Raw genomic sequence first — 24,767 nt, 5'->3', positions numbered from 1 at the left:
TTTTCCGTTCGCCGAGATCCATTGGAAGGGCGAACGGCCTACACGAAGTGCGGTTTGTACCTCCTCGCCTCTGCGCTCGCTGCGGCCTTGCCGGACGGCCTTTTTGAGCATCCTGAATATTTTTACAGTTATGAGGTGACTCGATGACGATAGGGCACAACTCAAAACTGGCTGACGTGCTCGAACGCTGTCGACCTGTGCCGCCGGCCAGTCCGAACATCCTCAAGACGCTTCTGGCGGTTCAGTCTGCCCTGGGCCATGTGCCGATGAGCGGCATTCTACAGATTGCACAGGTATTGGGCGTGACGGATACCCAGGTTGCCGGGGTTCTGTCCTACTATTCGGATCTCCGGACTCAGCCGACAGGCCGGCATCTCATTCGAGCCTGTATGGGCGAGTCCTGCATGGCCAACCACAGCGCGCGCGTCCTTCGTGCAATCCAAGATCACGTGCGCGAGGTTGCCGGAGATCCCTTAGCGGCAGAGCGATTCACGGTAGACACAATGTCTTGCGCGGGGAACTGCGCACTGTCGCCAACGGTGATGATCGATAACGACATACGTGGAAGAGTCACGCCCTCCGATGTTTCCTCGTTGCTGGAACCCTATCGATAGAGGCTCACTTCTCAGGTGTTCAGGCTGAAGGCTGAAGTGTGAAGACTATAAATGATCTCGCAAGGCACGAATCACCAGTGGGTCTGGTGTTTAGGCTGAAGACCAAACGCCTTCAGCCTATTGACCTGAGTAGTTACGATAGATGACGCCGATACGCCTTTACCTCTCCAACGATACCTCCTCTCGTGCGGCGGGCGCTGAAAAGCTTGCCGATGCCTGGAGGGATCGTTCTGAGATTCAACTGATTCATACGTCTTCGCGCGGAGCCTTCTTTCTCGAACCGATGGTGGAGCGTGATACACCAGGCGGGCGTGAGGCCTGGTTCAACGTGCTGCCGAATGATTTGCCGCGTATCGTGGCCGGCGTGGGTGGGACGAAGGTTGCCGAGATACCGTTTCTGCAACAACAGAACCGCTTCACGTTCGCCAACTTCGGCATCACCGAGCCGCTCGCGCTCGATGAATACCAATCGCGGGGTGGATTCAAGGGATTGGCAGCGGCTCAGAGCCTGTCGCCGGACGCGATCGTCGAAGAGTTGCGTCTCTCGGGATTGCGAGGCCGCGGCGGCGCGGCGTTTCCTGTCTGGAAAAAGTGGCAGGTCGCGCAGCAGACCGAGTCGAAGCAGAAATATGTGGTGGCGAATGCCGACGAAGGGGATGCCGGCACCTATTCCGATCGGATGATGATGGAGGGCGATCCCTTCCGGTTGATCGAAGGCATGATGATTTGCGCCAGGGCGATCGGGGCGACGCGCGGCTATCTCTATTGCCGGTACGAATATCCGGCCGCGGCGCGGGCCATGCAGTTCGCGATTCAGAAGGCGCGTGAGGCGGACCTGTTCGACTGCGACGACTATCCGTTCGATCTTGAAGTGGTGATCGGCGCCGGCTCCTACGTCTGCGGCGAGGAAACAGCCTTGTTGGAATCGCTGGAAGGCCGGCGGGGTGTTGTGCTGGCGAAGCCGCCCTATCCGGCAGTGTCCGGACTCTATGGCAAGCCGACGATCGTGAGCAATGTTCTGACGTTCGCCACGCTGCCCAATATTCTGGCGAATGGCGGCGCCTGGCATGCCTCGCTTGGCACGGAAGGGTCGCGCGGGACGATGGCGCTGCAGATCGGTGGGCGCGTGAAGCAGCCGGGACTTGTGGAAGTGCCTTTTGGCTTGACGCTCCGGGATGTCTTGGATCGATTCGGCGGAGGCATGGCGCCTGGCGCGCGGTTGAAAGCGGTACAGGTGGGGGGGCCGTTGGGGAGCCTGTTTCCCGAATCTCAACTCGATATCCCTATTTGTTATGACGCCTTCGCCGGGGCCGGAGCCATTCTTGGGCATGGGGGCATCGTCGTCTACGACGACGAAACGAGCATGGTCGATTTGGCGCGGCACTTCATGTCCTTCACGGCGGACGAATCCTGCGGGAAATGTACTCCCTGCCGGGTTGGATCGGTTCGCGGGCGTGAAATTCTCGAACGGATTCAGAGCGGCCAGGGAACTGCGGAGGATCTCATTCTTCTATCCGACCTCGGCGAGACCATGAAGAGCGCTAGCCTCTGTGCCTTGGGAGGGCGAGCGCCCTATCCGGTATTGACGGCGATTGAACATTTCCCAGAAGAGTTCAGGCTAAAGCCTAGAGGCTAGAGGCGAGGGGCAAGAGGTTAGGTATGAGCAAGAATTCTCAGCGGAATGTATCCTCGCGCCTCGCTCCTCAGGCCTCTGGCCCGCCGTCAGCAATGACGGTGACCATCAACAGTCACCGCATCACTGCCGATCCCGGCGATACGATTTACCAGGCTGCCAAGAAAGCGGGGATCGTGATCCCGAGCCTCTGCGCGTCCGATCACCTCAATCCTTTCGGGTCTTGCCGCCTATGCCTTTGCGAAGTCGAAGGGCAGAGCGGGACCCCTGCGACCTGTACGATGCCGGTGCGAGAAGGGCTCGTCGTGCAGACCGACACCACAAGGCTCCAACGGCTGCGGCGCAACATCATCGAGTTGTATCTCTCTGAACAGCCTGCAGCGGGACCCGTGCCGGAGGCGCTGCAGCGCCTGGCTGTTTCTTCGGGAGTCCATGCTGTGCGTTATCAGAATCCGGCACGCCGCCAGGCCTATTACGACGACTCAAATCCGTTCTTTGTCTTCGATAATGCCGCCTGCGTGTCCTGTGCCCGCTGCGTGCGGGCCTGCGACGAAATTCAAGGCACGTTCGCACTGACGATGTTCGGTCGAGGTTTTGAGTCCAGGCCAGCGGCAGGGCCGTATCAGCCATCAGCGATCAGCCATCAGCCATTCGCTCTTGGTTTCGCCGATTCCAACTGTGTCTCCTGCGGCGCCTGCGTGAAGGAATGTCCGACCGGCGCGCTCACGGAGAAAACGGTGCTGGAGCAGGGAGCGCTGACCGGAACCGTCCGCACGACTTGTGCCTATTGCGGCGTGGGTTGTGCCTTCGACGCCGGCGTGAGGGATGGTCGAGTGGTACAGATGCTGCCCGCAGACGATGGGCCTTCGAATCAGGGCCATGCCTGCATGAAGGGTCGGTTCGGCTGGACCTATCACGATGCGCCCGATCGGCTGCGAGTCCCGCTGCTGCGCCGCGGCAAGGACTGGGAGGAGATTTCTTGGGAATCGGCCTTGGATCGCGTCGCGCAGGAGTTTACCCGCATCAAGGCCGATCACGGTTCTGATGCCCTCGCGACCATTTCATCCAGCCGGGGCACGAACGAAGAGAATTATGTGTTCGCCAAGTTCATGCGTTGCGTGATCGGCACGAACCACATCGACAACTGTGCCCGCGTCTGTCACAGCGCAACTGTGACCGGGATGATGGAGACGCTGGGCGCCTCGGCTGCGACCAATTCAATTCAGGATTTCGATCTGGCGCACTTGATCATGGTGGTGGGAGCGAATCCGACAGAGTCCCATCCGGTAGTCGGGGCGAGGATCAAGCAGGCGCATCGGCGAGGGGTGCCCTTGATCGTTATCGATCCCAGGCGCACGGAACTGGCGCGGCTGGCCGATCTGCATCTGCAACTGCGGCCCGGCACCAACGTCGCCTTGCTCAATGCGATGGGCCATGTCCTGGTCAAGGAAGGCCTCCTCGATCGGAGCTTCATTGCGGCCAGGGCCGAAGGCCTTGACGACTGGCTCAAGACGGTTTCGGACTGTACGCCGGAATCGGCGGAAGCCATCACCGGCGTGCCGGCCCATCTCATCGCTCTGGCGGCTCGGCGTTATGGGACCAGCGGCGCCTCGCTCTGTTGCCATGGACTCGGTGTGACGGAGCACCGCTGGGGCAGTCATGGGGTCATCGCGCTCTGTAATCTGGCTCTGGCCACCGGCAACATCGGAAGGCCCGGTACCGGCATCAATCCCTTGCGTGGACAGAACAATGTGCAGGGGGCTTCGGATATGGGCTGCCTTCCGACCTACTTTGCCGGCTACCAGAGCCTGGACGACCCGAAGCTGGCCGTGCTGCATCAGACCATCACAGGCCGTCCCATGCCCACGAAGCGCGGTATGAAAACGCCCGACATGTGGGATGCGGCGATTGCCGGCCGTCTCAAGGGGCTCTGGATCATCGGTTATGACGTCGCGCAGACCGACCCGAATTTGAAGAAAGTGCATGAGGCGTTGAAGCAGGTGGAGTTTCTGGTCGTCCAGGATTTGTTCCTCAGCGAGACCGCGAAGTTTGCCCATCTCGTATTACCCGGCGCCTCGTTCCTCGAAAAGGATGGTACCTTTACCAATCTTGAGCGGCGAATTCAGCGAATCAGAAAAGTGGTGGAGCCGCCGAACGGGATCCTTCCTGATTGGCGCGTGGTCTGCGAAGTGTCACAACGGATGGGTTATCCTATGCCCTATCGGCATCCCTCCGAGATCATGGACGAGATTGCGACGCTCACACCGATGTTCGCTGGTCTGTCCTACGAACGGCTCGACCAGCCTGCCGGCTTACAGTGGCCCGTGCCGGCTGCGACACATGAAGGCACTGCGCTGATGCACCGGGAGACATTCCCGAAAGGGAAGGCGCACTTTGTCGGCGTCGAGTACCTGCCGCCTGGGGAAGTTGCGAGTCAGGACTATCCCTTTGTGCTGACCACGGGCCGTATTCTTCAACATTACAATTGCGGGTCTCAAACGCGTCGGACGGATATCCTGGAATTGGTCGATACCGATGTGCTGGAAATGCATCGGACCGATATGGCGGCGTTGCATCTGTACGACGGTGAGATCGTTCGTCTGGTAAGTGCCCGTGGCGAGGCGCTGCTCCCTGTTGTCGGGAGTGAACGTGTCCTTCCGGGGCATCTCTTCACCAGTTTTCACTTCCCGGCTTCGACGGTGAACGAATTACTGTCATCGAGCGCGGATGAAAGTTCAAAGTGTCCTGAATACAAGGTGTCTGCCGTGCGTGTGGAGCCAATCGAACGGGATGAACTCGATCCGGAAGATGAAGCGGAACTGCAGCGCATGCGAGTCAGATTGATTACGTAGCATCGGGCAAGGGGCGAGAGGCTAGGGGCGGTAGTACGCGTTAGCACATACAAGAAAGAAGATATGCTCGACTCTTCCACGCCGGCACACCACCCATTGCCTCATGCCCCTAACCCAGGGCCCGAGGCGCCGCTGGCGGCTGATGCTTACGCTCCGGCTCAGATCGCAGCGCGTGTCTGCGAGATCGGGCTGGCGAAAGTCACCATGCCGGTTCCGACGATGATGGCGCTGGCCCTGCTGGCAGGAGCGTTTATCTCGCTGGGTGGGCTGTTTTACGCCGTCACCGTGACGACCGGGAACGATGCTGCTGTCCCATTCGGGCTTCTTCGTCTCGCAGGGGGCCTGACGTTTAGCCTGGGCCTTGTGTTGGTGGTCGTGGGAGGGGCGGAACTTTTTACCGGGAATAATCTTATCGCGATGGCCTGGGCCGTCGGCTGTGTCCGGACCAGCCAGGTGGTGAAGAATTGGTTATGGGTCTATCTCGGCAACCTTATCGGCGCAGTCGGCACCGCCGCTCTTGTCTTGCTGGCCGGCGTCCAGACCCTCAGCGGCGGAGCCGTCGGGGAGACGCTGATCCAGATCGCCCGCAGCAAGATCGCGCTCGATCCGGTTTCGGCGGTGGCCCGTGGGGTCCTCTGCAACGTGCTGGTCTGTCTGGCGGTCTGGTTGTGTATGGGCGCGCGGAGCGTCACGGACAAGATCCTCGCGATTCTCCTTCCCATCAGCGCTTTCGTCGCCTGCGGATTCGAGCATTCCGTCGCCAATATGTTTTTTCTTCCGGTCGGCATCGTGCTGGCAGCCGGCGGTCCCGCCCCGCTGTCAGTACTCGGAGCATTGAGCAATCTCCTGCTGGTGACGATCGGGAACATCTTTGGCGGGACGATCCTGGTGGCCCTGATCTATTGGTTTGTGTATCTTCGCGGGGAAGGCGAGGGGCATTCGGTACACGTTCAGTGAGGGTTGTTTCCTTCGCGCCGCACTGGTTGCCTCTCGACGAAATGGAGTATACAACCATGGCGCAGATTATGAAGAAGTTGAACCGCCTGCGGTGTTAGTTTTTGTCCGTGATTGCATAACATGATGTCTTTGCAGAGTGTGCACGACCTTTCGTAACAGCTTGCTAGGAGGGCAGATGGCGTTGCAGAGAGCGACCGTTGGAATACTGGTCGGGGGCGGACCGGCCCCCGGCATCAATAGCGTCATCAGTGCGGTTACGATCCGCAGTATCCTCGGCGGCTGCGATGTCGTCGGAATCATCGATGGATTCAAGTGGCTGATGGAGGGGAACACGAGCCAGGTGCGCTCCCTCTCGATAGAAGAAGTCAGTCGCATTCATTTTCGAGGCGGGTCACATCTGGGCACCTCACGGGCGAATCCGACGAAGAAGGCGGAATCTCTTGCCACCGTCTTGTCTGGCTTGATGAAACTGGGCATCACGCGCCTGGTGACGATTGGGGGAGACGATACCGCCTTCTCATCGCTCAAGTTGGAAGAACAGGCGGCAGGGCGGATACAAATTGTGCATGTCCCCAAAACCATCGACAACGACCTTGATCTTCCCGCCGGCATTCCGACGTTCGGCTTTCAAACGGCCCGGCACGTCGCCGTCGAGATCGTCAAGAATCTCATGGTGGACGCGCATACGACGGCGCGCTGGTATTTTGCCGTGACCATGGGGCGGAAAGCCGGTCATTTGGCGCTTGGAATCGGCAAGGCGGCCGGCGCCACCCTCACGGTCATTCCTGAGGAATTTACGGAACGGCCTGTGAAGCTTCAGCGCCTGGTGGATCTCGTGATCGGGACGATGATCAAGCGTCTCAGCGGAGGGCGCTTAGACGGGGTGGTCGTGCTGGCGGAAGGGCTGATCGAGATGCTCGACCCGCAAGACCTGGGTGGGTTGGATCATGTCGAGCGGGATGAACATGGCCACCTGCGATTGGCCGAAGTGGATATCGGCGATGTGCTTCGGCGTGAAGTCGCCAAGGGCATGAAGGCCTTGGGACTGGCCACGACGATCGTCGCCAAGAATGTCGGGTATGAGTTGCGCTGCGCGGACCCGATTCCGTTCGATATGGAATACACCCGCGATCTCGGCTATTGTGCGGCGCAGTTCCTGCTCGACGGAGGCACGGCGGCCATGGTCTCGATTCAAGATGGGCGGTTTACGCCGATCCCGTTCAAGCAGATGCTCGACCCCGTTAGTGGCCGGGCGAAAGTGCGGATGGTGGATGTCACGGCGCAGTCGTATCAGATTGCGCGCCAGTACATGATCCGGCTGTCCAACGAGGATCTCAAGGATCCGGTGACACTGGGCTGCTACGCGGGCCTCGCGGGGCTGTCGCCGGAAGTCTTTCAACGCCGGTTTCAGCCTGTTGTCTGACATGTAACCAACTGTCAATTGAAAGGATATGCAACATGAATGTGCTCGTGGCGACGGATGGATCCAAGTTTGGGAAATGGGGATTGAACTGGGTGGCCAAGCTGCCGTTTGTAGAGCCGCCGAAGGTCACGGCGCTACATGTGGTGGATATCGCCGCGCTCCGCGCACCGTTTCTTTCGCAGCCGGTGATGGCGGGAATGGAGCGGTACATCCAGGAAGAAGTTCAGCGCATGGAAGCGCGCTCGGCAAAAGCGCTTAAGGAGGCCAAACAGCAGTTGGCGTCACTGAAGCTCAAGGGCACAGTCCGCAAGGAGCAAGGGGCGATCGCCCCGACGATTTTGAAGCGCGCCCCCAAACGGGACGGGCTCCTGGTCGTGGGCAGTCAGGGCCTCGATGCCCTCGACCGTTTCATGCTCGGCAGCGTGTCGACGAATCTCATCCATCATGCGGCCTGTCCTGTGCTTGTCGTCAAGGACGAAGCGGTACCGCTGCGGCGGATTACCTTGGCGACCGATGGATCGGCCGCATCGGCCAAAGCCCTGGCGTTTGTGGTGAAGCATTTTCAGCCCGATACGTCGACCGGCCAGGGCGGGCATGCGCCCATTCACGTGAGCGTCATTCATGTGATGCCCTTCATCAAGTATCCGGAGCTGAAGGCGGCAGGCCGCCATCTGGTCGAGCAGAACGTGCGGAAGCTGGTCAAGGTGGGGTTTACGGCTGAGGCTGTCTATCAGCTCGGGAAGCCGGCAGAAGAGATTATGAAAGTGGCGTCCAAGCATCAGGCCGATCTGATCGTGATGGGGGCCAAAGGGTTGGGCGCCATTGCGCGCTTTCTGCTGGGCAGTGTCTCGACCAGGGTGGTCCAACATAGTTCCTGTTCGGTTCTTGTCGTCAGATAGTCTCGCAGCTCTACTCGTGTATCTCGTCTGGTGGGGGAGTGGTCGGCATGAGTTCGCAAGAGGCCATTCCTCCGTCTCCACTCACACCTATGCTCTGGCACCTGCTCTCGCCCGGTGAAGTCGCCACCCATCTTACGGTCGATCCGGACGCCGGTCTCACCGCTGAGGAGGCCTCGCGGCGGATTGCTCAATATGGCCTGAACGACATCCATGAGCGCCCCGCGCGCCCGCTCTGGCGCATGTTTCTCGATCAGTTCACCGACTTCATGATCCTCGTCTTGATCGGGGCGGCGATCATTTCCGGCATCATCGGCGAACCGCCCGATGCGATCGCCATCGTCGTGATCGTCCTGCTTAACGGGGTGATCGGTTTCGTTCAGGAATATCGGGCGGAGCGAGCGGTCGCGGCGCTGAAGTTGCTTGCCGCGTCCACGGCGCGGGTGAGGCGTGGTGGCCAGGTGACAGAGATTTCGGCCCTGCAACTGGTTCCCGGCGACATCGTCTTGCTGGAGGCAGGCAATACGATGCCGGCGGATCTGCGTCTGATCGAAACAGTCCAGCTGAAAGTGGATGAGTCACCGCTGACCGGTGAGTCGGTCCCGATTGAAAAACGTACGGCTTCGTTGAAAGAGGCAGAGGCATCGATCGGCGACCGGGTGAACCTCGCCTACAAAGGGACCAGCGTGACCTATGGCCGTGGGAGCGGCCTGGTGGTCGCAACCGGCATGCAGACTGAATTAGGCCGGATCGCGTCGATGCTGGGGAGTGAAGAGGTCGTGAAGACTCCGCTCCAGAAACGGCTTGCGCAATTCGGGCAACGTCTGGCTCTCGTAGCTCTGGCGATCTGTGCCATCGTGTTTGCCGTCGGCGTGTTGCGTGGGGAGTCGATGGCCTTGATGTTTTTGACGGCGGTGAGTTTGGCCGTCGCGGCAATCCCGGAAGCGCTCCCGGCCGTGGTGACGGTGTCGCTGGCCTTAGGAGCCCGTCGGCTGGTGAAAAAACACGCGCTGATTCGTCGATTGGCGGCGGTGGAAACGCTGGGGTCTGTCACCTATATCTGTTCGGACAAGACAGGCACGCTCACCCAGAACAAGATGCGGGTGGAACAACTGGTTGTAAGCGGTCAGCCGGAGACGGGCTCCACGGGCAAAGAGGAGTCCTGGCGTTGGTTGCTGAAGGCCATGGCCCTCAGCAACGACGCGGCCAGGCATGACGATGGCCACATGATCGGCGATCCGACGGAGGTCGCGCTGTTTCAAGGCGCAGAAGAGAGGGGCTACGGGAAGGCCGAACTATTGGTGCAGGCGCCGCGGGTGGCGGAACTGCCGTTCGATTCAGATCGCAAATGCATGACGACCCTGCATCGGGAGGGCTCGGAGGTCGTGGCCTTCACCAAAGGGGCGCCTGAGCAGGTCGTGGCCCTCTGCGATGGGCAGTTAACTGGCGATGCCAGAACTGCACTCGATACGGCGGCAATCTTAGATCGCGCTGAGCGGATGGCGGCGGCTGGTTTGCGCGTCTTGGCTGTGGCTTATCGGACTTGGCCGGATCTCCCGGCAGCGCTCACACCTGACAGCGTCGAACGAGGGCTGACCTTTCTCGGTCTGGTTGGCTTGATGGACCCGCCACGGGAAGAAGCGAAGGCCGCGGTGGCCCTGTGTAAGTCGGCCGGCATCACGCCCGTGATGATTACCGGCGACCATCCCGCGACGGCCCGCGCCATTGCCTTGCGCCTCGGTATCATCGAGAACCACGATGGAGTCCTGACGGGTCAGGAGCTGGCGAAGTTGCCGCTGGAGGAGTACGAGGCGCGAGTGGAGGGGATCCGGGTCTATGCGCGGGTGTCGCCCGAGCAGAAGATCACGATCGTGAAGGGACTCCAAGATCAGGGTGAGTTCGTCGCGATGACGGGCGATGGCGTGAACGATGCTCCCGCGCTTCAGCGCGCCGACATTGGGATTGCCATGGGGCTGACCGGCACCGATGTGGCGCGCGAGTCGTCGCATATGATCTTGCTCGACGACAACTTTGCCACGATCGTGACGGCGGTAGAGGAAGGGCGGCGGATTTTCGACAATATCCGCAAGTTCATCAAATATGCGCTCTCGTGTAACACCGCTGAGGTCTGGACGATCTTTCTCGCGCCGTTTCTGGGCATGCCGATTCCCCTGTTGCCGATCCATATTCTCTGGATCAACCTCGTGACCGACGGGTTGCCGGGGCTGGCTCTGGCGGTGGAGCCGGAAGAACGAGGTCTCATGGAGCGGCCGCCCAGACCCCCGCGCGAAAGTATCTTCGCGGACGGGATGTGGCAGGATATTCTCTGGATCGGTCTGCTCATGGGCGGCGTCACCCTCGTCACCCAGGCCTGGGCCTACCGCACGGGACATGCCCATTGGCAGACGATGGTCTTCACGGTTCTGACGCTATCGCAAATGGGCAACGTGCTCGCCCTTCGTTCCGAGCGTGCCTCGTTCTTCCAGCTCGGCCCCTGGTCCAATCTTCCGCTTCTGGGCGCGGTGGTGCTGACTTTTGTTTTGCAGATGGGCACGATCTATATCCCGGCCTTGAATCCGATCTTCAAGACCGAGCCGCTCGATCTCGATGAACTGCTGCTATGCCTGGCGCTCTCGTCGATCGTATTCATCGCAGTGGAGATCGAAAAGTGGTGCATCCGGCAAGGTTGGTTGCGCTGGAACTCCAAGCATGGAGCGGGCAACGGAATGCTGAGCTCTGTGCGATGAACGCCGGAGCGACCTCATTGCCTTGCTCATCGTTGGGCGCTTCCCAGCCGGCGGACGCATTCAGTATCTTGTGAAGTGGCGGTTGATTTTATACAGGGAGAACGTTGCGCATGTCGGAACAGCAGGTTGAACCCCATGTTTTTGTCATCATCGGTGGCACTGGCGATCTGACGCGCCGGAAGCTCCTGCCGGCGCTGTATCATCTGCGGGATCAGGGAATTCTGGAAACTCGCAACACGCTGATTGTCGGTGCCGCTTTGCCCGAGATGGGGGAAGAGGGGTTTCGGCTCTGGGCCTTCGAAGGTCTGCAGCAAGCCGGCTGGCGTAATGAAACAGAGTTGCGCGCCTGGTGCGAGGAATGTCTGCACTACCAGACTGTGCATGAAGGAAGCACTCAAGATTATGAGGCGTTGGCCGTATACATTCGAGGGTTGGAGCGTCAGCACAAGATGCCGGAGAACCGGGTATTTTACCTCGCGTTGCCACCGGACATCGTGCCTATCGCTATGGAACGGCTGGACCAGGCGGGACTGCTCAAGAGCCACGGGTGGGTCCGCGTCGTGTTCGAAAAACCATTTGGCCACGACTTTCTCTCAGCCCGGAAACTGAATACGACCCTGCATCAATATATCGAGGAATCCCAGATCTACCGCATCGATCATTATCTCGGCAAAGAGACGGTGCAGAATCTCCTGGCCTTCCGCTTTGCGAACCCGATTTTTGAATCGCTCTGGAAACGCGACACCATCGAGAACGTGCAGATTACCGTGGCCGAAGATCTCGGCGTCGAGCATCGCGGGGCCTACTACCAGCAAGCCGGGGCATTCCGCGATATGGTCCAGAACCACCTGACCCAACTGATGACGGTCGTGGCGATGGAAGTGCCGGTCTCTTTCGATGCCGCGGCGATCCAGAACGAAAAACTGAAAGTGCTCCATTCCATTGCGCCGATTACGCAGCAGGATGTCGTCTTTGGCCAATACACGTCCTGGCAGATCGCCGACCAGACGATTCCTGGCTATCGCGAGGAACGAGGGGTTCCGAAGGATTCGACCACAGAGACTTATGTTGCGCTGAAAGCGGAGATTCACAACTGGCGATGGAAGGGCGTACCGTTCTATCTGAGGACGGGCAAACGCTTCCCGCGCAAAATGACCCAGATCGCGGTGACCTTTCGTGAGGCCCCCACCCAAGTGTTTCGGTCCCTCGATCCAGGGAGCATTGCCCCCAATAAGCTGCTGATTACGCTGCAGCCCAGTGAAGGGTTCTCACTCTGCTTTTCCGTGAAGAGTCCTGGGAGGCCGTTCCAACTGAGCGACCATGCGCTGCAGTTCGACTATGAACAAGCGTTCGGCCAGCTGCCTGAAGCCTATGAGACGTTACTTCGCGACGTGATGATCGGCGATCAGACCCTCTTTGTCAGCGCGGACTTCACCGAAACGGCCTGGCGCCTCTATGACCCGCTGTTGACCGGCGAAAAATCTGTCCACTTCTATAGCGCCGGTAGCTGGGGGCCGAGGGAAGCGGATGCGTTGCTGGAGAAAAATGGGCATCAGTGGGCCTTAGGCTGGTAAGAGGGGAGGGTGGCCTGTTGGTCTCCTGTGCTCGCGCAACGCGCGGTCTCAGAAGACCCTCGTTGGACGCGCGCAGTGGGAGACCAAACAGGCCACCCTCCTTGGGGAGAAACAAGCAAGCTTGGAAGGACCATTGTCCTTGTGCAACACGGGCCCTCAGCAGGATGGGATGAGCGGGCCTGGTCGTTCTCTTGCTTGCAGAACGCGCACGATCAGAATGTGCTCGTTCGATGCGCGCAGTAGAGGGCAACCTTGGCCACTCCCTTTAAGAAATGGTTGGGGATATAGAGAAGGGCCTCGCTCGACGGTAGCAGTTCCTCGCTAACTCTCGTTTCAGGCCTCACGCCCACGTTTTACGGTTCCTGGACCGCGTTCTCTGAGGTGCTGCGGAGATGAGCGATAATGAGTCTCGCGTCGGCGAGGGGGTCTGTGGTGAAGGGGGCTTGGTGTTGACGGGTGACAGGGGTGCTTAGTCGTTCGGCTGCCTGGCGAATGGGAAACGGGAAGGATTCGTCCTGCTGAATGTGGCGGAGATGTGCCATGGCATCCCCGCGCCATTGTGGACGAGGAAGTCTGGCTAACCAGGCGTCGGTGGCGAGTGCCACGGCGCGTCTGGCGCAGACGCGTGCCTTTCCGTCGTTGCGGCCCTGTTGCGCAGCCTCGGCTGCCGCAAGTTCCTGTTCGATCAGTCTCGTGGTCGTCATCCTCGCAGGCTGCTGAAAAACTCGGTGTATATGAAAAACATGGCTAAAATACTCCGAGTGACACTCGTGGTCTGAATAACCACAGGATGTTCAAAAAGTCCGTCCAGCAAGGCCGCAGCGAGCGAGGAGGCGAGGCGTACGGGTTGGTACGTTGAGCCTCTTCGTGAAGCGAGAACGCCGCTGGCGGACTTTTTCAGCATCCTGCTAGGCCTTTTCGATGTGCAGGGGGAAGCCGCTGGTCATTGTGATCAATTGCAGATATGATCCGCAAGCCGTCGCCGTATACTCAGGAGGGTTCGTGGGCGGTTTGTCCGGCTCATCTGGTTTTATCCGGTCCAATCAAATACACGAGACAAACTAAACAAACTAGAGCAACCACTCGGTTTAACGCATTAAGAGGAGCATGAAAAAGAATGGCAGCCAAGATCATTAGAGAGAAGAAAGTGAAGACCGCAGTGAAGAAGGCCGTGGGAAAGAAGAAGACCACGCCGGTTCGACGGGCGAAAAAGTCCAAGGCGGCATCCTCCGCGGTTCTGATTTTGTCCGGCTCCACGCCGCTCCGCCGGAGGAAGGCAGCCGAGACCTTGGCCGAAACCCTCAAGGTCGATTTGTTCCGGGTGGATCTGTCGGCGGTGGTGAGCAAGTATATCGGCGAAACTGAGAAGAATTTGAACAATGTATTCGATAAAGCCGCCGCGAGTGGCTCGATCCTCTTTTTCGATGAGGCGGACGCGCTGTTTGGGTCACGCACCAAGGTCAAAGATTCCCATGACCGATATGCGAACGCAGAGACGGCCCATCTCCTCCTGCGCATCGAGAACCACGCCGGAATCGTGATCCTTACGAGCAATGGAAAGAAGCGCATCGAGGAGGCCTTCTCACCTCAGACTCCGGTGGTCGTCATGGTGGCCACGACGAAGGCCGAGGGGACAAAGAAAAAGTAAGAGGGGCGCGGCCAGACCATCCTTCTTGCTCGCGGAACGCGCACGATCAGAATGTGCTCGTTCGACGCGCGCAGTGAAGAATAGTCTGGCCGTTCCCTTATGGAGAGGTATAGAGAAAAGGAAATTACGGAGCGCTCGCCCGACGGACGCAGTATTGAAGGGAAGCATGAAAAGCCATCGTACTGATCTCAGGAGTATCGCTCGTCGTGCCATGGTCGAACGCGACCTCTTGCCTGATTTTTCTGCCGCGGCGATGACCGAGCTGTCCCGCATACAGACTGCCGCCACCGACTCGCATGCGAACCTGCGTGACTTAACGGGACTGCTCTGGGCCTCGATCGACAACGACGATTCCAGGGATCTCGACCAACTGACTGTAGCCGAGCTGCGTCCGGATCGGTCTGTGAAGATCCTGGTTGCGATTGCCGACGTGGATGCGCTGGTCAAGAAGGACTCCGCCCTGGACGGTCATGCCAAACACAATACGACCTCAGTCTATACGTCCGGCGACATGTTCCCCATGCTGCCGGAAAAGCTGTCGACCGACCTAACCTCTCTCGGTGAAGGGGAAGACCGCCTTGCGGTCGTCGTGGACATGACGATCACGGAAGATGGAGTGGTTCGCAGTTCGAACATTTTTCGGGCTCTAGTCCACAATCACGCGAAGCTGGCCTATAACGGCGTCGCGGCTTGGCTTGCAGGTGAGGCCCCAGCGCCTGAGCGGGTCACGGCTGTCTCCGGTCTCGACGCGCAACTTCGGCTCCAAGACCAGGTCGCGCAGCGGCTGAAAGTGCGACGGCATCAGCAGGGAGCCTTGAGTCTTGAAACGATTGAGGCCCGAGCGGTGTTTGATGGTGAGCTGTTGACCGATCTCAGGGTTGAGCAGAAGAATCGCGCCAAGGAACTGATCGAAGACTTTATGATCGCCGCGAATCAGGCGACGGCATCCTATCTCAAGGGAAAGGGCGTGCCTTCCTTTCGCCGAATCCTGCGCTCTCCCGAACGGTGGCTGAGGATTGTCGAGGTGGCGGCCCGCTGGGGTGAGCCGTTACCTCCGGAGCCGGATGCGAGTGCGCTGGAAGGGTTTCTCGTGAAGCGGCGGAAGGCCGATCCCCTCACCTTTCCCGATCTTTCCCTGGCCATCGTGAAGCTCATTGGTAGAGGCGAATATGTGCTGGACCAGTCGAAAGATGGTGCGCCAGAACATTTCGGGCTGGCCGTGAAGGGCTATACCCATTCCACGGCTCCTAACCGGCGCTTCCCCGATCTCATCACCCAACGGCTGGTCAAAGCGGCGCTGGCCGGAACGGCAACGCCCTATAAGCCAGAAGAATTGAAGTATCTGGCCGGCCATTGTACTGAGAAAGAAGACGATGCGGAAAAAGTCGAACGGCGGCTTCGCAAATCCGCCGCCGCCCTCTTGCTCGAATCACGGATCGGGCAGCGCTTCGATGCCATCGTGACGGGCGCCTCAGAAAGCGGCACGTGGGTTCGGCTCCTTGAGCCGCCGGTCGAGGGAAGAGTGGTGACCGGCACGAGCGGCCTCGACGTCGGAGACAAGGTACGAGTCGAGCTCATCAGTACGGACGTTGAGCGAGGGTATATCGACTTCGTCAGAGTCTGATCGTGAGGCAGTCACAGTATTCTGCTTTGTCCCGTTCAGAGAACAAATACATCAGCCAAATCCGCAGGCCAGATAGATTGCCCCTGCGCGCGGTTCTGGCTTTTTCACACATCCAGTGATCACTCGTTGCGCGTCAGGGCGCCGAGGTTTTCCTTCCTGGCCTGTCAGACTCACGGTTATTGGGAGAGGGGAGGCAGGTAGACTTTGAGGAGGTCTCTCCAACTCACGATGCCGTGTACCGTTCCGTCTTGAGTGACGACGGGGAGACACGACACCCTGTTTTCAAGAAGCCGTTGCGAGGCTGTCTCAACGGTCTCGTCCGCCTCGACCGTGATGGGGTTCCGGCTCATGATTTGATGGGCTCGTTTGTTGAGGGTGGCCCGGTCCCGCTCCAACTCGGAAAGGGACCCGATATATGGACTGATGGCTTTGAGAAGGTCCCGATCGGAGATCACACCCACCAGACGTCCTGACTCCAGGACCAGGAGATGATGGAAATGAAACTCCAAGAAGAGCTCACGGGCTTTGGCGAGGGAGTCGTCCATGGTGATGCTGACCACCTTCTTGGACATGATGCTCTTCACGGTCCGAGCCGGAAGCTTTTCCGTTGGTTTGTCGGGTGGTGTGGCATGAAGGGGGCGTTCAACCATGACGAAAGTATAGCGCCATCGGCGCCTCATGCACAGTGTTTGTGAGAATTGAAGACTCGTGCACACTCCGTTTCACGAAACCTTGAGCAGGAGAGCACCTATCGGGAATCTGGCTCATGTGGTTTTTGCGTTTAACTCGGTTGTCTTGTTCGGGGAACGAAATAAACAAGACAAACCAACCAGAGCAATCAAGAGGTCCAAGAGGGTCACTGTGTGAGGACGCATTTCTCGTAGAGATCTTTCAGTCTGCCTGTCGGATCGTAGCGAGCTTTGAGCTTGCGGTAGGTTGGTTCGTGGTGCAACTGCCAAAATTCTTCACGCGAATAGAATGAATTCGAGTACAGAGACTTTATGCCATTCAGTTCCCGAACCTTGGCTTCTATTTTTTTATTGAAATAGCCCTCCTCGTGATCGCTTCTGACGGCATCCCAGAATCCGAAGTTGACATAGAGCGTCCGGGGATTCATGGGATACAACGGATAGGAGACCGATGGATCATAGGCTGCGACCGGACAGATCCACAGAGGCTTGATCCCGATCTCTTGATTGAAGAATCGTGCAAAGGCCGGTGCATGCTCAATCGGGATCTCCACGTCTTGAATCACCGCCTCTTGCCGTCCGCCAAGCACTCTGGCCCCCAGCTGCGCGATGCGTGAGTGATTGAACAGCTTGCGCAGTTTCCAATAGGTCGTGGAGTTCAGACGCTTCTTTCCCCATAACCAGCGCACGAGCGGATGCTGTGCGAGGAAATGTTTTGAGCACCAGAACCAATCGGTGTCCCATCGCCAGAGATAGTCGTGCGTCGTGAGGTAGTCGATTTTGTTGCGCGGGATCGATTGATAGTAGATGTGCCGATCGGTGTAATCGCTGAGCCATTCGGCTTGGTCGACGAACGTACCGGTCGTGAAATAGAGCCTCTGTTCATCGAACAATGTGCCGTCGACAAAATCCACCTGCCGGTCCTGGCAGACCTGTCCCAGCGCCTGGAAATAGGTTTCGAGGTTCGAGTAGCGCTCGTGCCGTAGTTTGACGAAGTTTTTGACAGGCACGAGCTGCACCTTCACTGTGAGTGCATAGCCCAGCGTGCCATAGGAATTGGCGAAGCCGAAGAACAAATCCCTGTGCTCGTTGTCTTTGGTGGCCACCGCGATGGCTCCATCGGGCAGGAGGACGTCAATCTCCAGTATGGTTTCGTGGACAAACCCGTACTTGAACGAGGAGGATTCGATGCCGATTCCGGCCATCGCTCCGCCAATGGTAATCGATTTCAGTTGGGGGACGACGGCGGGCATGAGCTGGAACGGCAGCGTTTCACGGACGAGGTCCTCGTAGGTCGTCATGCCTTCGACTTCTGCGTAGCGCTCTTTCTCGTCAACGTGGATGACGCGATTGAAGTGGCGCACATCCAGTCTGTGCCGCGGCTCAGCGGTACGCTGCCGGAACAGATTAGATGTGGACTTTTCGAGGGCGAGGGATCCGGTCGTGTTCGATGTATGAAGAGTCTTGATCAAAGACTCCCGTTTGCGGGCGTGGTCTTCATGCGAGATCATGGCCATTACCGCACGGTTTCGTAGCCGCCTATCAGCCCGCGCTTCGACATGACAATTTGCCAGAGGTGGATGGTCCTGGCGCGGAATGCCCCCGCGAGGGAGAGCAGATAGTAGCGCCACATGCGGGAGAAGCGCTCATCGAAAGAGGATTGCCATTGTCCCCGATGCTCGTCGACATTGCTCTGCCATGCCAGGAGGGTGCGGTCATAGTCAGGCCCGAAATTATGCCAGTCCTCCATGACGAAGAGTCCGTCCATCGCGGCGCTCAGTTGCGCGACGGAGGGGAGCATGCCACCCGGGAAGATGTATTTATCGAACCAGGGATCGCCGGTGGTGACGGAGGCATTGTTCCCGATGCTGTGGAGCAAAAACAAACCGTGTGGTTTGACGGTCCTGTGGGCCACTTCCATGAGGTCGCGGTAATTTTTATATCCCACATGTTCGCAGATTCCGATGGCGGCGACCTTGTCGAACTCCCCCGTCGCTTCACGGTAGTCCATGAGTCTGATATCAACGGGAAGTCCGGCACACCAGCGCCGCGCGTAGGCGACTTGCTGCTCGGAAATGTTATAGGCGACGACCGAGCAACCATAGTTGGAGGCAGCGAAATGGGCAAAGCCTCCCCAGCCGCACCCCAGCTCTAACACACGTTCGCCCTTCTTGAGCTGTAGCTTCCGGCATATGAGATCTAACTTGTGCTCCTGTGCCTCCGCCAGGTTCTTCGTCCCCTTCCAGTAAGCACAGGTATATTGCATGCGGGGGCCAAGCATCTGTTCGTAGAACTCGTTGCTGAGGTCGTAGTGCTGTTGGGCCACTCTGGTTGAGCGCCGCCGATTCTGCATGTTGAACAGACGAGCTTTGAGAACGTTCAGGATGAGGCGCTTATCGCGCACGGCTGTATCGAGCTGGGCCAGGTGGAATCTGAAGAAGAACTCGTCGAGCTGGTTGGCATCCCACCAGCCCTCCATATAGGATTCGCCGAGTCCCAGCGAACCCTCGGTCAGGATGCGATCGTAGAATCGATCATGGTGTACCTGGATATCCCCCGGTTGAGATCCATTGATGTGCACCTGGGCCTTCTCGAGCAACTCTTGAACAACGTGCTGTCGATTCATGGAGCGGACCCTCTTTCCCCCACCAGGCGAGTGAGTTGATTCGGGCAGATTGCGGCTCGTGCGCAGTATGAGCCCCGATGGAGGGCGACACAACAGGCGTTGCCGCCGCGAGCAATCTCGCTACAAGATGGAGGTATGTTCCGTCGCGAGGATGGCGGCTTTGATGTGGGCCGGCGGCGTTCGCAGGTCCCAGACGATCCCGAACCAGGAGAGGACCGTCAAGACGTAATAGGAGAAGTCCACTTCCCACCATAACCAGCCCTGATTGACCGACGATTGGTAGTAATGGTGGTTATTGTGCCAGCCCTCTCCACAGCAGAGCACCGCCAGGATGAAACTGTTCTTGCTCCCATCGCGGGAGTTGTATCGAACCCGACCGACGATGTGCGTCAGGGAATTGATAAAGAAGGTGCAATGATAGAGGACAGTGGTGGACACGAAGAAACCCCAGACCAGTCCCGGGAACCCCCACAGCGCATACATCGTCAGCGCGTACAGCGTTGGCGGAATGACGTGAAAGCGGTTGAGGAAGCGCAGCTCAGGATATTTTACCAGGTCCCTCACGACCGTGAAATCGGTCTCGATATATTCGTCAGACAACAGCCATCCGACATGGGAATACCAGAATCCTCGTTGCAGCGGGGAATGGCGATCTTCCGCCCGGTCTGAGTGCTTGTGGTGGTGCCGATGGTGTGAGGCCCACCAGAGCACGCCTTTCTGTGCAGAGGTCATGGCGAAAAATGCCAGAAGAAACTGGAAGACCCGGCTGGTCTTGTAGGAGCGGTGCGAGAAATAGCGGTGATAGCCTGCCGTGATGGCGACCATTCTCAGGTAGTAGCTCCCCAGGGCCAGCGCCACCCACTCCATGCTGATTCCGGTCTGAATGACCCATAGGCACATCAGGTGGATGGTCAGGAAGGGGATGGCACCCTTCCATTGGAGCTGTTTCGCGGTCACATCCTGATCGAGGGAACCGACGGAGTCGCACGACAGTCTATTCATACAGGGTGCTCATCGTTGATCTTCATCCTCGAACTCAATCGGGGTTTGCAAGAAGCGGGGCCATTGTACGCGATTGGCATCGGCCTAGGAAGCAAAAAAATGTCTTACAATGAGAAAATGGTTGTCGCGTCATTTTGCGGTACGTAGCAGGGGATCTGGCCGAAAGAGGCTATCTGGCTCACCGGTTCAACGAAATAGATGAGAACGAGACAGACCAGGGGCCATGAGCCGGTTTTCATGCAGCACAGTCGTTATTGGGGTAGCGTGTTTGGCGACGACTCAGGCGTCTCCAGGCTGGTCCGGCCCAATGTGCCGTTGCGGTAGTCCAACAGGAGAATCCTCGCCGCCTTGTCCCGGTCCAGTCCGCCGCCGCTCCTGGTCAGCAGGCAGCCGCGCTTTTGGGCGATGGCGTCGAGCACGTCCGAACTCGTCAGCCCCTCTACCGCGAAGCCGTAGCGAGCCGTGAGCCTGGCAGGATAACGCGCCAGCAGGATGGTCGCGAGAAATTCGGCGACGGTTTCGTCGTCGACGACCTTGTGGCCCACGGCGTTGACCGTCGCGAGCAGCAGGCCGACGTTCGGATCTTTGATCGTTCCCCACAACAGGCCCGGTGAATCGGTGATGGCCATATGGTCGTTTAGTTTGTGACGCTGTTGAACTTTGGTCACCGCCGGTTCGTCGCCCACACGAGCGATACGGCGATTGAGGAGCCGGTTCATCAGGGTCGATTTCCCGACATTGGGGATTCCCATGATCAGCATACGGAGCGGCTTGACGCTGCTGTTGCGATGGGGGGCGAGCGTCTGACAGAGCTGGGGGATCTTGGCCGCGTCGCCCGCCTGACTGCACGAGAGGGCCACGGCGCTGACGTCCGGTTGCCGGTTATACAGGTTGAGCCAGGCCTGTGTGACGGCGGGATCGGCAAGGTCGGCCTTGTTGAGTACTTTCAGGCAAGGACGCTGGCGGACCAGGCGCAGTTCTTCGATCAGCGGGTTGACGCTGGCGTCCGGTATGCGCGCATCCAGCACCTCGACGATGACATCGATCACCTCCATCGTCTTGGCCGCTTCTTTGCGCGCCGCGTTCATGTGACCGGGAAACCACTGTATAGACATGAGGGGACAGGCTTTCTGCGAAAAATGATTAACTGCCGGGCAGTAGGGCCGTTATCGGTGTGGCTATCGTATCATCCATGTCATCTTAGTAGTAACTCGCTCCCCATTGAAAGGTAACAATAGGGCAGGTCATCTGTTGAAGGTGATTTTCCTTCTATCTCCGATTCAGCCGATCGAGCCGCCGGCCAGGCACTGGTATGTTCCGTTATCGAGGCGGTGGTCTCGTTGACAGGTCTCCGGCAAGTCAGTAGCCTACATCCGGTTCTGACAGGCCCATGCATGCCAATGACGCGCAGGGGATGTTGCTCCAGCGCCGTGTTGTGTCCGTGCTCACCATACCGATGCAGACTCTGATTGGAATCATCTAGATGAAGACATCGCACCCGCAGCCGGCTGCTGCTCTTCCTCCGCACAACGGATCGCGCCTGAGCATTCTGAGTGTGGCTCAGCGGGAATGGCCGCTTCTGAGCAGCATCGCGACGGCGGCGGCGTTTCTCGCCTTCGGTCAAGAGTGGCTGGCCGACCTGTCCAACCCCGTCTGGTTTGCATTCGTTCTGCTGTGGCTGTTCGGCGTCGTCCTGCTCTCGGCGTTCGCGGTCGTTCGCCATGCGGAGGTGCTGGCCGTCAAGCTTGGCGAGCCCCTAGGGACGCTCGTTCTCACGCTGTCCGTGACCGGCATCGAAGTCATGATGATCGCGGCGGTGATGTATACCGCTGAAGGCGGTTCGTCGTTGGCCCGCGATGCCATGTTTGCAGTGGTGATGATCGTATTGAACGGCATGGTCGGTTTGTCGCTCCTGCTGGGCGGCTTGCGGTACCACGAACAGACATACAATCTTCAAGGCGCCAACGCGTTTCTGGCGGTCATTGTGCCGTTGGCCGTGCTGGGTCTCATCCTGCCGAACTTTACGACGTCGTCTCCCGGTCCCACCCTCTCGTCGTTTCAAGCCGTGTTTCTCATCGTCATGTCGATCGGGTTGTACGCTGTGTTTCTGGCGATCCAGAACTTACGCCACCGTAACTATTTCGTGTCTCCTGAGTCGGAAGATGCCGTCGCGGGACCGCCTCACGGGCAGGGTGAAAATTGTGAGCATTGCTCTGTCGGGTATCACACTCTCTTCTTGCTGCTGTATCTCGCCCCGCTTGTCGTGTTGAGCAAACAGATGGCGGTGCCGATCAATTTCGCCATCCATAAGTGGGGCGCGCCGTCGGCATTGGGCGGATTTTTGGTCGCCGTGTTGATTCTGGCTCCGGAGTCGCTCGGGGCGGCGCGCGCAGCGCTGGCGAACCAGCTTCAGCGGTCCGTCAATGTGTTGTTGGGATCCGTGCTGGCGACGATCAGTCTCACCATTCCGGCCGTTCTGACCATTGGGTTCCTCACGGGCAAGACGATCACTCTTGGCCTTGGTCCCGTCGATATGATCCTGTTGCTGCTGACCTTGGGGCTCAGCACCTTGACCTTCGGCAGCTCACGAACGAATGTCTTGCTCGGGGCCGTGCACTTGCTGCTGTTTTTGGCCTATCTTATGCTCATCTTCGAGGGGTAACGGCGAGGATCTGCTTCTTCACTCGGTGGGAGTGGCACTTTTTTCTGGGAGATCATGTCATGAACAGGCACAGGGTTCGGCGTCGGAGTCTTACCGCTTTTGCGGTCGTCTTCCTCGCACTTTTGCCGGAGAGCCATGCGGTGGTGCAGATCCTTCCGGAAATTTCACTCACGGTCGATGGCCGGGCTGTTCACGATCATGCATCAGTCGTCTCTGACCCGACCGTGCAGGAGATTCTGGCGGCTTTCGGCCGTGCCGAATCCGCCGTGCAGAAAGAGGATCTGGCGCCGCTGCTCCAGTTCTACGCCAAGGGCTACAACTACCATGGCTTGAAACCGGCGGATGTGCGCCGGATCTGGGGAGAAGTCTTCGATCATTACCGCAACCTGTCGTCGACCCATCTCTTTTCGGAAGTGAAGGTGTTCCGGTCAGGGCCTCAGTTGCGTGCAGAAATCACCTGCACCGGCGGCCTATACGGTACGGAGGACAAGGGTGGCACGCGGATCACGTTGGATAGTTGGTTTCGCGAGGTCCACTATCTGGTTCATGAGGATGGAGCTTGGCGCTTTCTGGGGAACGCGGGCGCTGCGCCGAGCACAGCGCCTGTCACGTCTAGCCCTCACCATCCGCTCTTCTAGTCACGGCAAAGACCGTGAAACGTTGTTCGTTTCCGGATTCGACGTCTCACGTTTTACGTTTCACCTTTCATGAACGACGAGGACGGCCTGTTTGAGCATCCTACGGTGATTCTGGTCCCATCACCATGCAGAAGATTCTGGCCAGGTTGTCTTTATCAGGCGAGCCTATCGGTAGTCTGCTAGTCACTCAGGCTCGGGAGAAGTCCGATCGCAGCTCTATCGGTTTGCAGTCGGGCCGATCGGCTCAATTCCATGTGGGTCGTCTTGGTGGTGAGCTCGAAGGATCCCATCGGGGCTCCGACCTCTTCTGGCGCCGGTTCCAGCTCAAACCGCTCTCTCCGGATTTCGCTGCCGGTCTTATTCCGATAGATCAGCTCGTCCGTTTCCAGATCATATTCTGGAATCTCGACGTTCGCCCAACGCTGCAGGAAGTAATGGGCATAGAGGGTATAGAGACCGTGGTCCTTGCTGTTATGCCGCATGACGTATTCCGGCATCGTCTTTACATCCAAATCGGCATGGTAATGCTGGAGCCAGAGGTAATCTCCCAGGATCACCAATTTCATCAGCGGAGAATCCGAGTAGAGTTTCAGTTTGACGGCCTTCCCCATGGCCTTCAGCCGTTTGAGGAGCAGGATACTCTGCCTGACTTCCGCCCGGAATTGCTCCAGTGTGAACTCGGGATGGTTGATCGCCTGGATACGTGCGCTCGCTTCCTGGCTGTAGGGATTCACCAGCATGATTCTGGCCCCCAGGCACTTGTCGAGGACGGAGGACAGGCCTCCCACTTGGTCCACAAACGTGCTATGGCCGGTCGACCCGATGACCGAGATGGTTCGGCCTGTGCCCTGCTCTTCCCGGAGCTTTGCGATATGCCGTTGCGCTCCCCGCGTGCGGCGTGGGAAGAACGAGACGAGGCCCGCTCCGGTTGCCACAAGAGCGAGGGCTCGATCCCGCATGCTGCGACGGATGTAGTTGAGGCCGATGATCAATAGCACCGTCAGCGTCATTTCCACGGCGATGAGCGAGAGTTTGTCCTGTTCGACGCGCGCCCAGAAGGCGAGGAAATGCCTGGCGCCTGCCGGGAGCAAGAGCGCAATGCCCGCACTCAAGGCGACGATGACGATGTGATACAGACTCCCCGCGGCGTCGTGGAGGAGTGCTCGAACGGTTGACGTAAAT

The 24,767-nt window shown here is 58.7% G+C and carries 19 protein-coding genes; 12 read left to right on the top strand and 7 right to left on the bottom strand.

What is annotated here, in order from left to right; all coding sequences use genetic code 11:
• Positions 1–143: 143 nt before the first annotated feature.
• The 8 genes from Q7U76_09695 to zwf all read left to right on the top strand — a co-directional run bounded on the left by Q7U76_09695 (position 144) and on the right by zwf (position 12,696).
• Positions 144–614: an NAD(P)H-dependent oxidoreductase subunit E gene (locus Q7U76_09695; protein MDO8356648.1), complete on the top strand. Its 471-nt coding sequence runs from the start codon at positions 144–146 to the stop codon at positions 612–614.
• Between the two features lie 142 nt (positions 615–756).
• Positions 757–2,250, top strand: coding sequence for an NADH-ubiquinone oxidoreductase-F iron-sulfur binding region domain-containing protein (locus tag Q7U76_09690; GenBank protein ID MDO8356647.1), 1,494 nt, complete (start codon positions 757–759; stop codon positions 2,248–2,250).
• A 23-nt stretch (positions 2,251–2,273) separates the two neighbouring features.
• Positions 2,274–5,099 carry a formate dehydrogenase subunit alpha gene (gene fdhF, locus Q7U76_09685; GenBank protein ID MDO8356646.1) on the top strand — a complete coding sequence of 942 codons (2,826 nt, stop codon included), beginning with the start codon at positions 2,274–2,276 and terminating at the stop codon, positions 5,097–5,099.
• 63 nt (positions 5,100–5,162) lie between these two features.
• On the top strand, positions 5,163–6,056 hold the full coding sequence (locus Q7U76_09680; GenBank protein ID MDO8356645.1) for a formate/nitrite transporter family protein: 894 nt from the start codon (positions 5,163–5,165) through the stop codon (positions 6,054–6,056).
• A gap of 175 nt (positions 6,057–6,231) precedes the next feature.
• Positions 6,232–7,479: a diphosphate--fructose-6-phosphate 1-phosphotransferase gene (pfp, locus tag Q7U76_09675; protein MDO8356644.1), complete on the top strand. Its 1,248-nt coding sequence runs from the start codon at positions 6,232–6,234 to the stop codon at positions 7,477–7,479.
• Between the two features lie 35 nt (positions 7,480–7,514).
• On the top strand, positions 7,515–8,378 hold the full coding sequence (locus Q7U76_09670) for a universal stress protein (GenBank protein ID MDO8356643.1): 864 nt from the start codon (positions 7,515–7,517) through the stop codon (positions 8,376–8,378).
• 89 nt (positions 8,379–8,467) lie between these two features.
• Complete coding sequence (locus Q7U76_09665) at positions 8,468–11,122, top strand: calcium-translocating P-type ATPase, PMCA-type (GenBank protein ID MDO8356642.1); 2,655 nt, start codon at positions 8,468–8,470, stop codon at positions 11,120–11,122.
• Between the two features lie 110 nt (positions 11,123–11,232).
• Positions 11,233–12,696: a glucose-6-phosphate dehydrogenase gene (gene zwf / locus Q7U76_09660; protein ID MDO8356641.1), complete on the top strand. Its 1,464-nt coding sequence runs from the start codon at positions 11,233–11,235 to the stop codon at positions 12,694–12,696.
• Positions 12,697–13,049: 353 nt separating this feature from the next.
• On the opposite strand, the gene Q7U76_09655 is transcribed toward zwf, so the two are convergent.
• Positions 13,050–13,400, bottom strand: a complete 351-nt coding sequence (locus Q7U76_09655; protein ID MDO8356640.1) for a hypothetical protein — start codon at positions 13,398–13,400, stop codon at positions 13,050–13,052.
• A 413-nt stretch (positions 13,401–13,813) separates the two neighbouring features.
• Between Q7U76_09655 and Q7U76_09650 the strand changes: the two genes are divergently transcribed.
• Both Q7U76_09650 and Q7U76_09645 read left to right on the top strand, forming a co-directional pair.
• On the top strand, positions 13,814–14,344 hold the full coding sequence (locus Q7U76_09650) for an ATP-binding protein (protein MDO8356639.1): 531 nt from the start codon (positions 13,814–13,816) through the stop codon (positions 14,342–14,344).
• Positions 14,345–14,510: 166 nt separating this feature from the next.
• Positions 14,511–15,968, top strand: a complete 1,458-nt coding sequence (locus Q7U76_09645) for an RNB domain-containing ribonuclease (protein MDO8356638.1) — start codon at positions 14,511–14,513, stop codon at positions 15,966–15,968.
• A gap of 176 nt (positions 15,969–16,144) precedes the next feature.
• Here the strand turns inward: Q7U76_09645 and Q7U76_09640 are convergent, their stop codons facing one another.
• The 5 genes from Q7U76_09640 to ylqF form a co-directional block, all read right to left on the bottom strand.
• Entirely contained in the window at positions 16,145–16,540 is a 396-nt protein-coding gene (locus Q7U76_09640) for a CBS domain-containing protein (protein MDO8356637.1), read from the bottom strand.
• Between the two features lie 284 nt (positions 16,541–16,824).
• On the bottom strand, positions 16,825–18,174 hold the full coding sequence (locus Q7U76_09635) for an FAD-binding oxidoreductase (GenBank protein ID MDO8356636.1): 1,350 nt from the start codon (positions 18,172–18,174) through the stop codon (positions 16,825–16,827).
• The gene (gene cfa / locus Q7U76_09630; GenBank protein MDO8356635.1) at positions 18,174–19,283 is read right to left on the bottom strand and encodes a cyclopropane fatty acyl phospholipid synthase; all 1,110 of its coding nucleotides are present in this window, start codon (positions 19,281–19,283) and stop codon (positions 18,174–18,176) included. The genes Q7U76_09635 and cfa overlap by 1 nt, the downstream gene beginning before the upstream one ends.
• 120 nt (positions 19,284–19,403) lie before the next feature.
• Positions 19,404–20,285 carry an acyl-CoA desaturase gene (locus Q7U76_09625; GenBank protein MDO8356634.1) on the bottom strand — a complete coding sequence of 294 codons (882 nt, stop codon included), beginning with the start codon at positions 20,283–20,285 and terminating at the stop codon, positions 19,404–19,406.
• A gap of 251 nt (positions 20,286–20,536) precedes the next feature.
• Complete coding sequence (gene ylqF / locus Q7U76_09620) at positions 20,537–21,400, bottom strand: ribosome biogenesis GTPase YlqF (protein MDO8356633.1); 864 nt, start codon at positions 21,398–21,400, stop codon at positions 20,537–20,539.
• A 368-nt stretch (positions 21,401–21,768) separates the two neighbouring features.
• Here ylqF and Q7U76_09615 point away from each other — a divergent pair, with 368 nt between their 5' ends.
• Positions 21,769–22,947, top strand: a complete 1,179-nt coding sequence (locus tag Q7U76_09615) for a calcium:proton antiporter (GenBank protein MDO8356632.1) — start codon at positions 21,769–21,771, stop codon at positions 22,945–22,947.
• A gap of 59 nt (positions 22,948–23,006) precedes the next feature.
• Positions 23,007–23,585 carry a hypothetical protein gene (locus Q7U76_09610; protein MDO8356631.1) on the top strand — a complete coding sequence of 193 codons (579 nt, stop codon included), beginning with the start codon at positions 23,007–23,009 and terminating at the stop codon, positions 23,583–23,585.
• A gap of 179 nt (positions 23,586–23,764) precedes the next feature.
• Here the strand turns inward: Q7U76_09610 and Q7U76_09605 are convergent.
• A partial coding sequence (locus tag Q7U76_09605) for a hypothetical protein (protein ID MDO8356630.1) occupies positions 23,765–24,767 on the bottom strand: 1,003 nt, incomplete at its 5' end.

Source organism: Nitrospirota bacterium, assembly GCA_030645475.1.
In the GTDB taxonomy this organism is placed as follows: Bacteria; Nitrospirota; Nitrospiria; order Nitrospirales; family Nitrospiraceae; genus Palsa-1315.
The sequence above is the reverse complement of the archived record's forward strand: the minus strand, read 5'-3'. Positions and strand labels throughout refer to the sequence as shown.

Coding starts and splice junctions, on each gene's coding strand:
- Q7U76_09695 (MDO8356648.1), top strand. CDS start 144: ATGACGATAGGGCACAACTCAAAACTGGCTGACGTGCTCGAACGCTGT.
- Q7U76_09690 (MDO8356647.1), top strand. CDS start 757: ATGACGCCGATACGCCTTTACCTCTCCAACGATACCTCCTCTCGTGCG.
- fdhF (MDO8356646.1), top strand. CDS start 2,274: ATGAGCAAGAATTCTCAGCGGAATGTATCCTCGCGCCTCGCTCCTCAG.
- Q7U76_09680 (MDO8356645.1), top strand. CDS start 5,163: ATGCTCGACTCTTCCACGCCGGCACACCACCCATTGCCTCATGCCCCT.
- pfp (MDO8356644.1), top strand. CDS start 6,232: ATGGCGTTGCAGAGAGCGACCGTTGGAATACTGGTCGGGGGCGGACCG.
- Q7U76_09670 (MDO8356643.1), top strand. CDS start 7,515: ATGAATGTGCTCGTGGCGACGGATGGATCCAAGTTTGGGAAATGGGGA.
- Q7U76_09665 (MDO8356642.1), top strand. CDS start 8,468: ATGCTCTGGCACCTGCTCTCGCCCGGTGAAGTCGCCACCCATCTTACG.
- zwf (MDO8356641.1), top strand. CDS start 11,233: ATGTCGGAACAGCAGGTTGAACCCCATGTTTTTGTCATCATCGGTGGC.
- Q7U76_09655 (MDO8356640.1), bottom strand. CDS start 13,400: ATGACGACCACGAGACTGATCGAACAGGAACTTGCGGCAGCCGAGGCT.
- Q7U76_09650 (MDO8356639.1), top strand. CDS start 13,814: ATGGCAGCCAAGATCATTAGAGAGAAGAAAGTGAAGACCGCAGTGAAG.
- Q7U76_09645 (MDO8356638.1), top strand. CDS start 14,511: ATGAAAAGCCATCGTACTGATCTCAGGAGTATCGCTCGTCGTGCCATG.
- Q7U76_09640 (MDO8356637.1), bottom strand. CDS start 16,540: ATGTCCAAGAAGGTGGTCAGCATCACCATGGACGACTCCCTCGCCAAA.
- Q7U76_09635 (MDO8356636.1), bottom strand. CDS start 18,174: ATGGCCATGATCTCGCATGAAGACCACGCCCGCAAACGGGAGTCTTTG.
- cfa (MDO8356635.1), bottom strand. CDS start 19,283: ATGAATCGACAGCACGTTGTTCAAGAGTTGCTCGAGAAGGCCCAGGTG.
- Q7U76_09625 (MDO8356634.1), bottom strand. CDS start 20,285: ATGAATAGACTGTCGTGCGACTCCGTCGGTTCCCTCGATCAGGATGTG.
- ylqF (MDO8356633.1), bottom strand. CDS start 21,400: ATGTCTATACAGTGGTTTCCCGGTCACATGAACGCGGCGCGCAAAGAA.
- Q7U76_09615 (MDO8356632.1), top strand. CDS start 21,769: ATGAAGACATCGCACCCGCAGCCGGCTGCTGCTCTTCCTCCGCACAAC.
- Q7U76_09610 (MDO8356631.1), top strand. CDS start 23,007: ATGAACAGGCACAGGGTTCGGCGTCGGAGTCTTACCGCTTTTGCGGTC.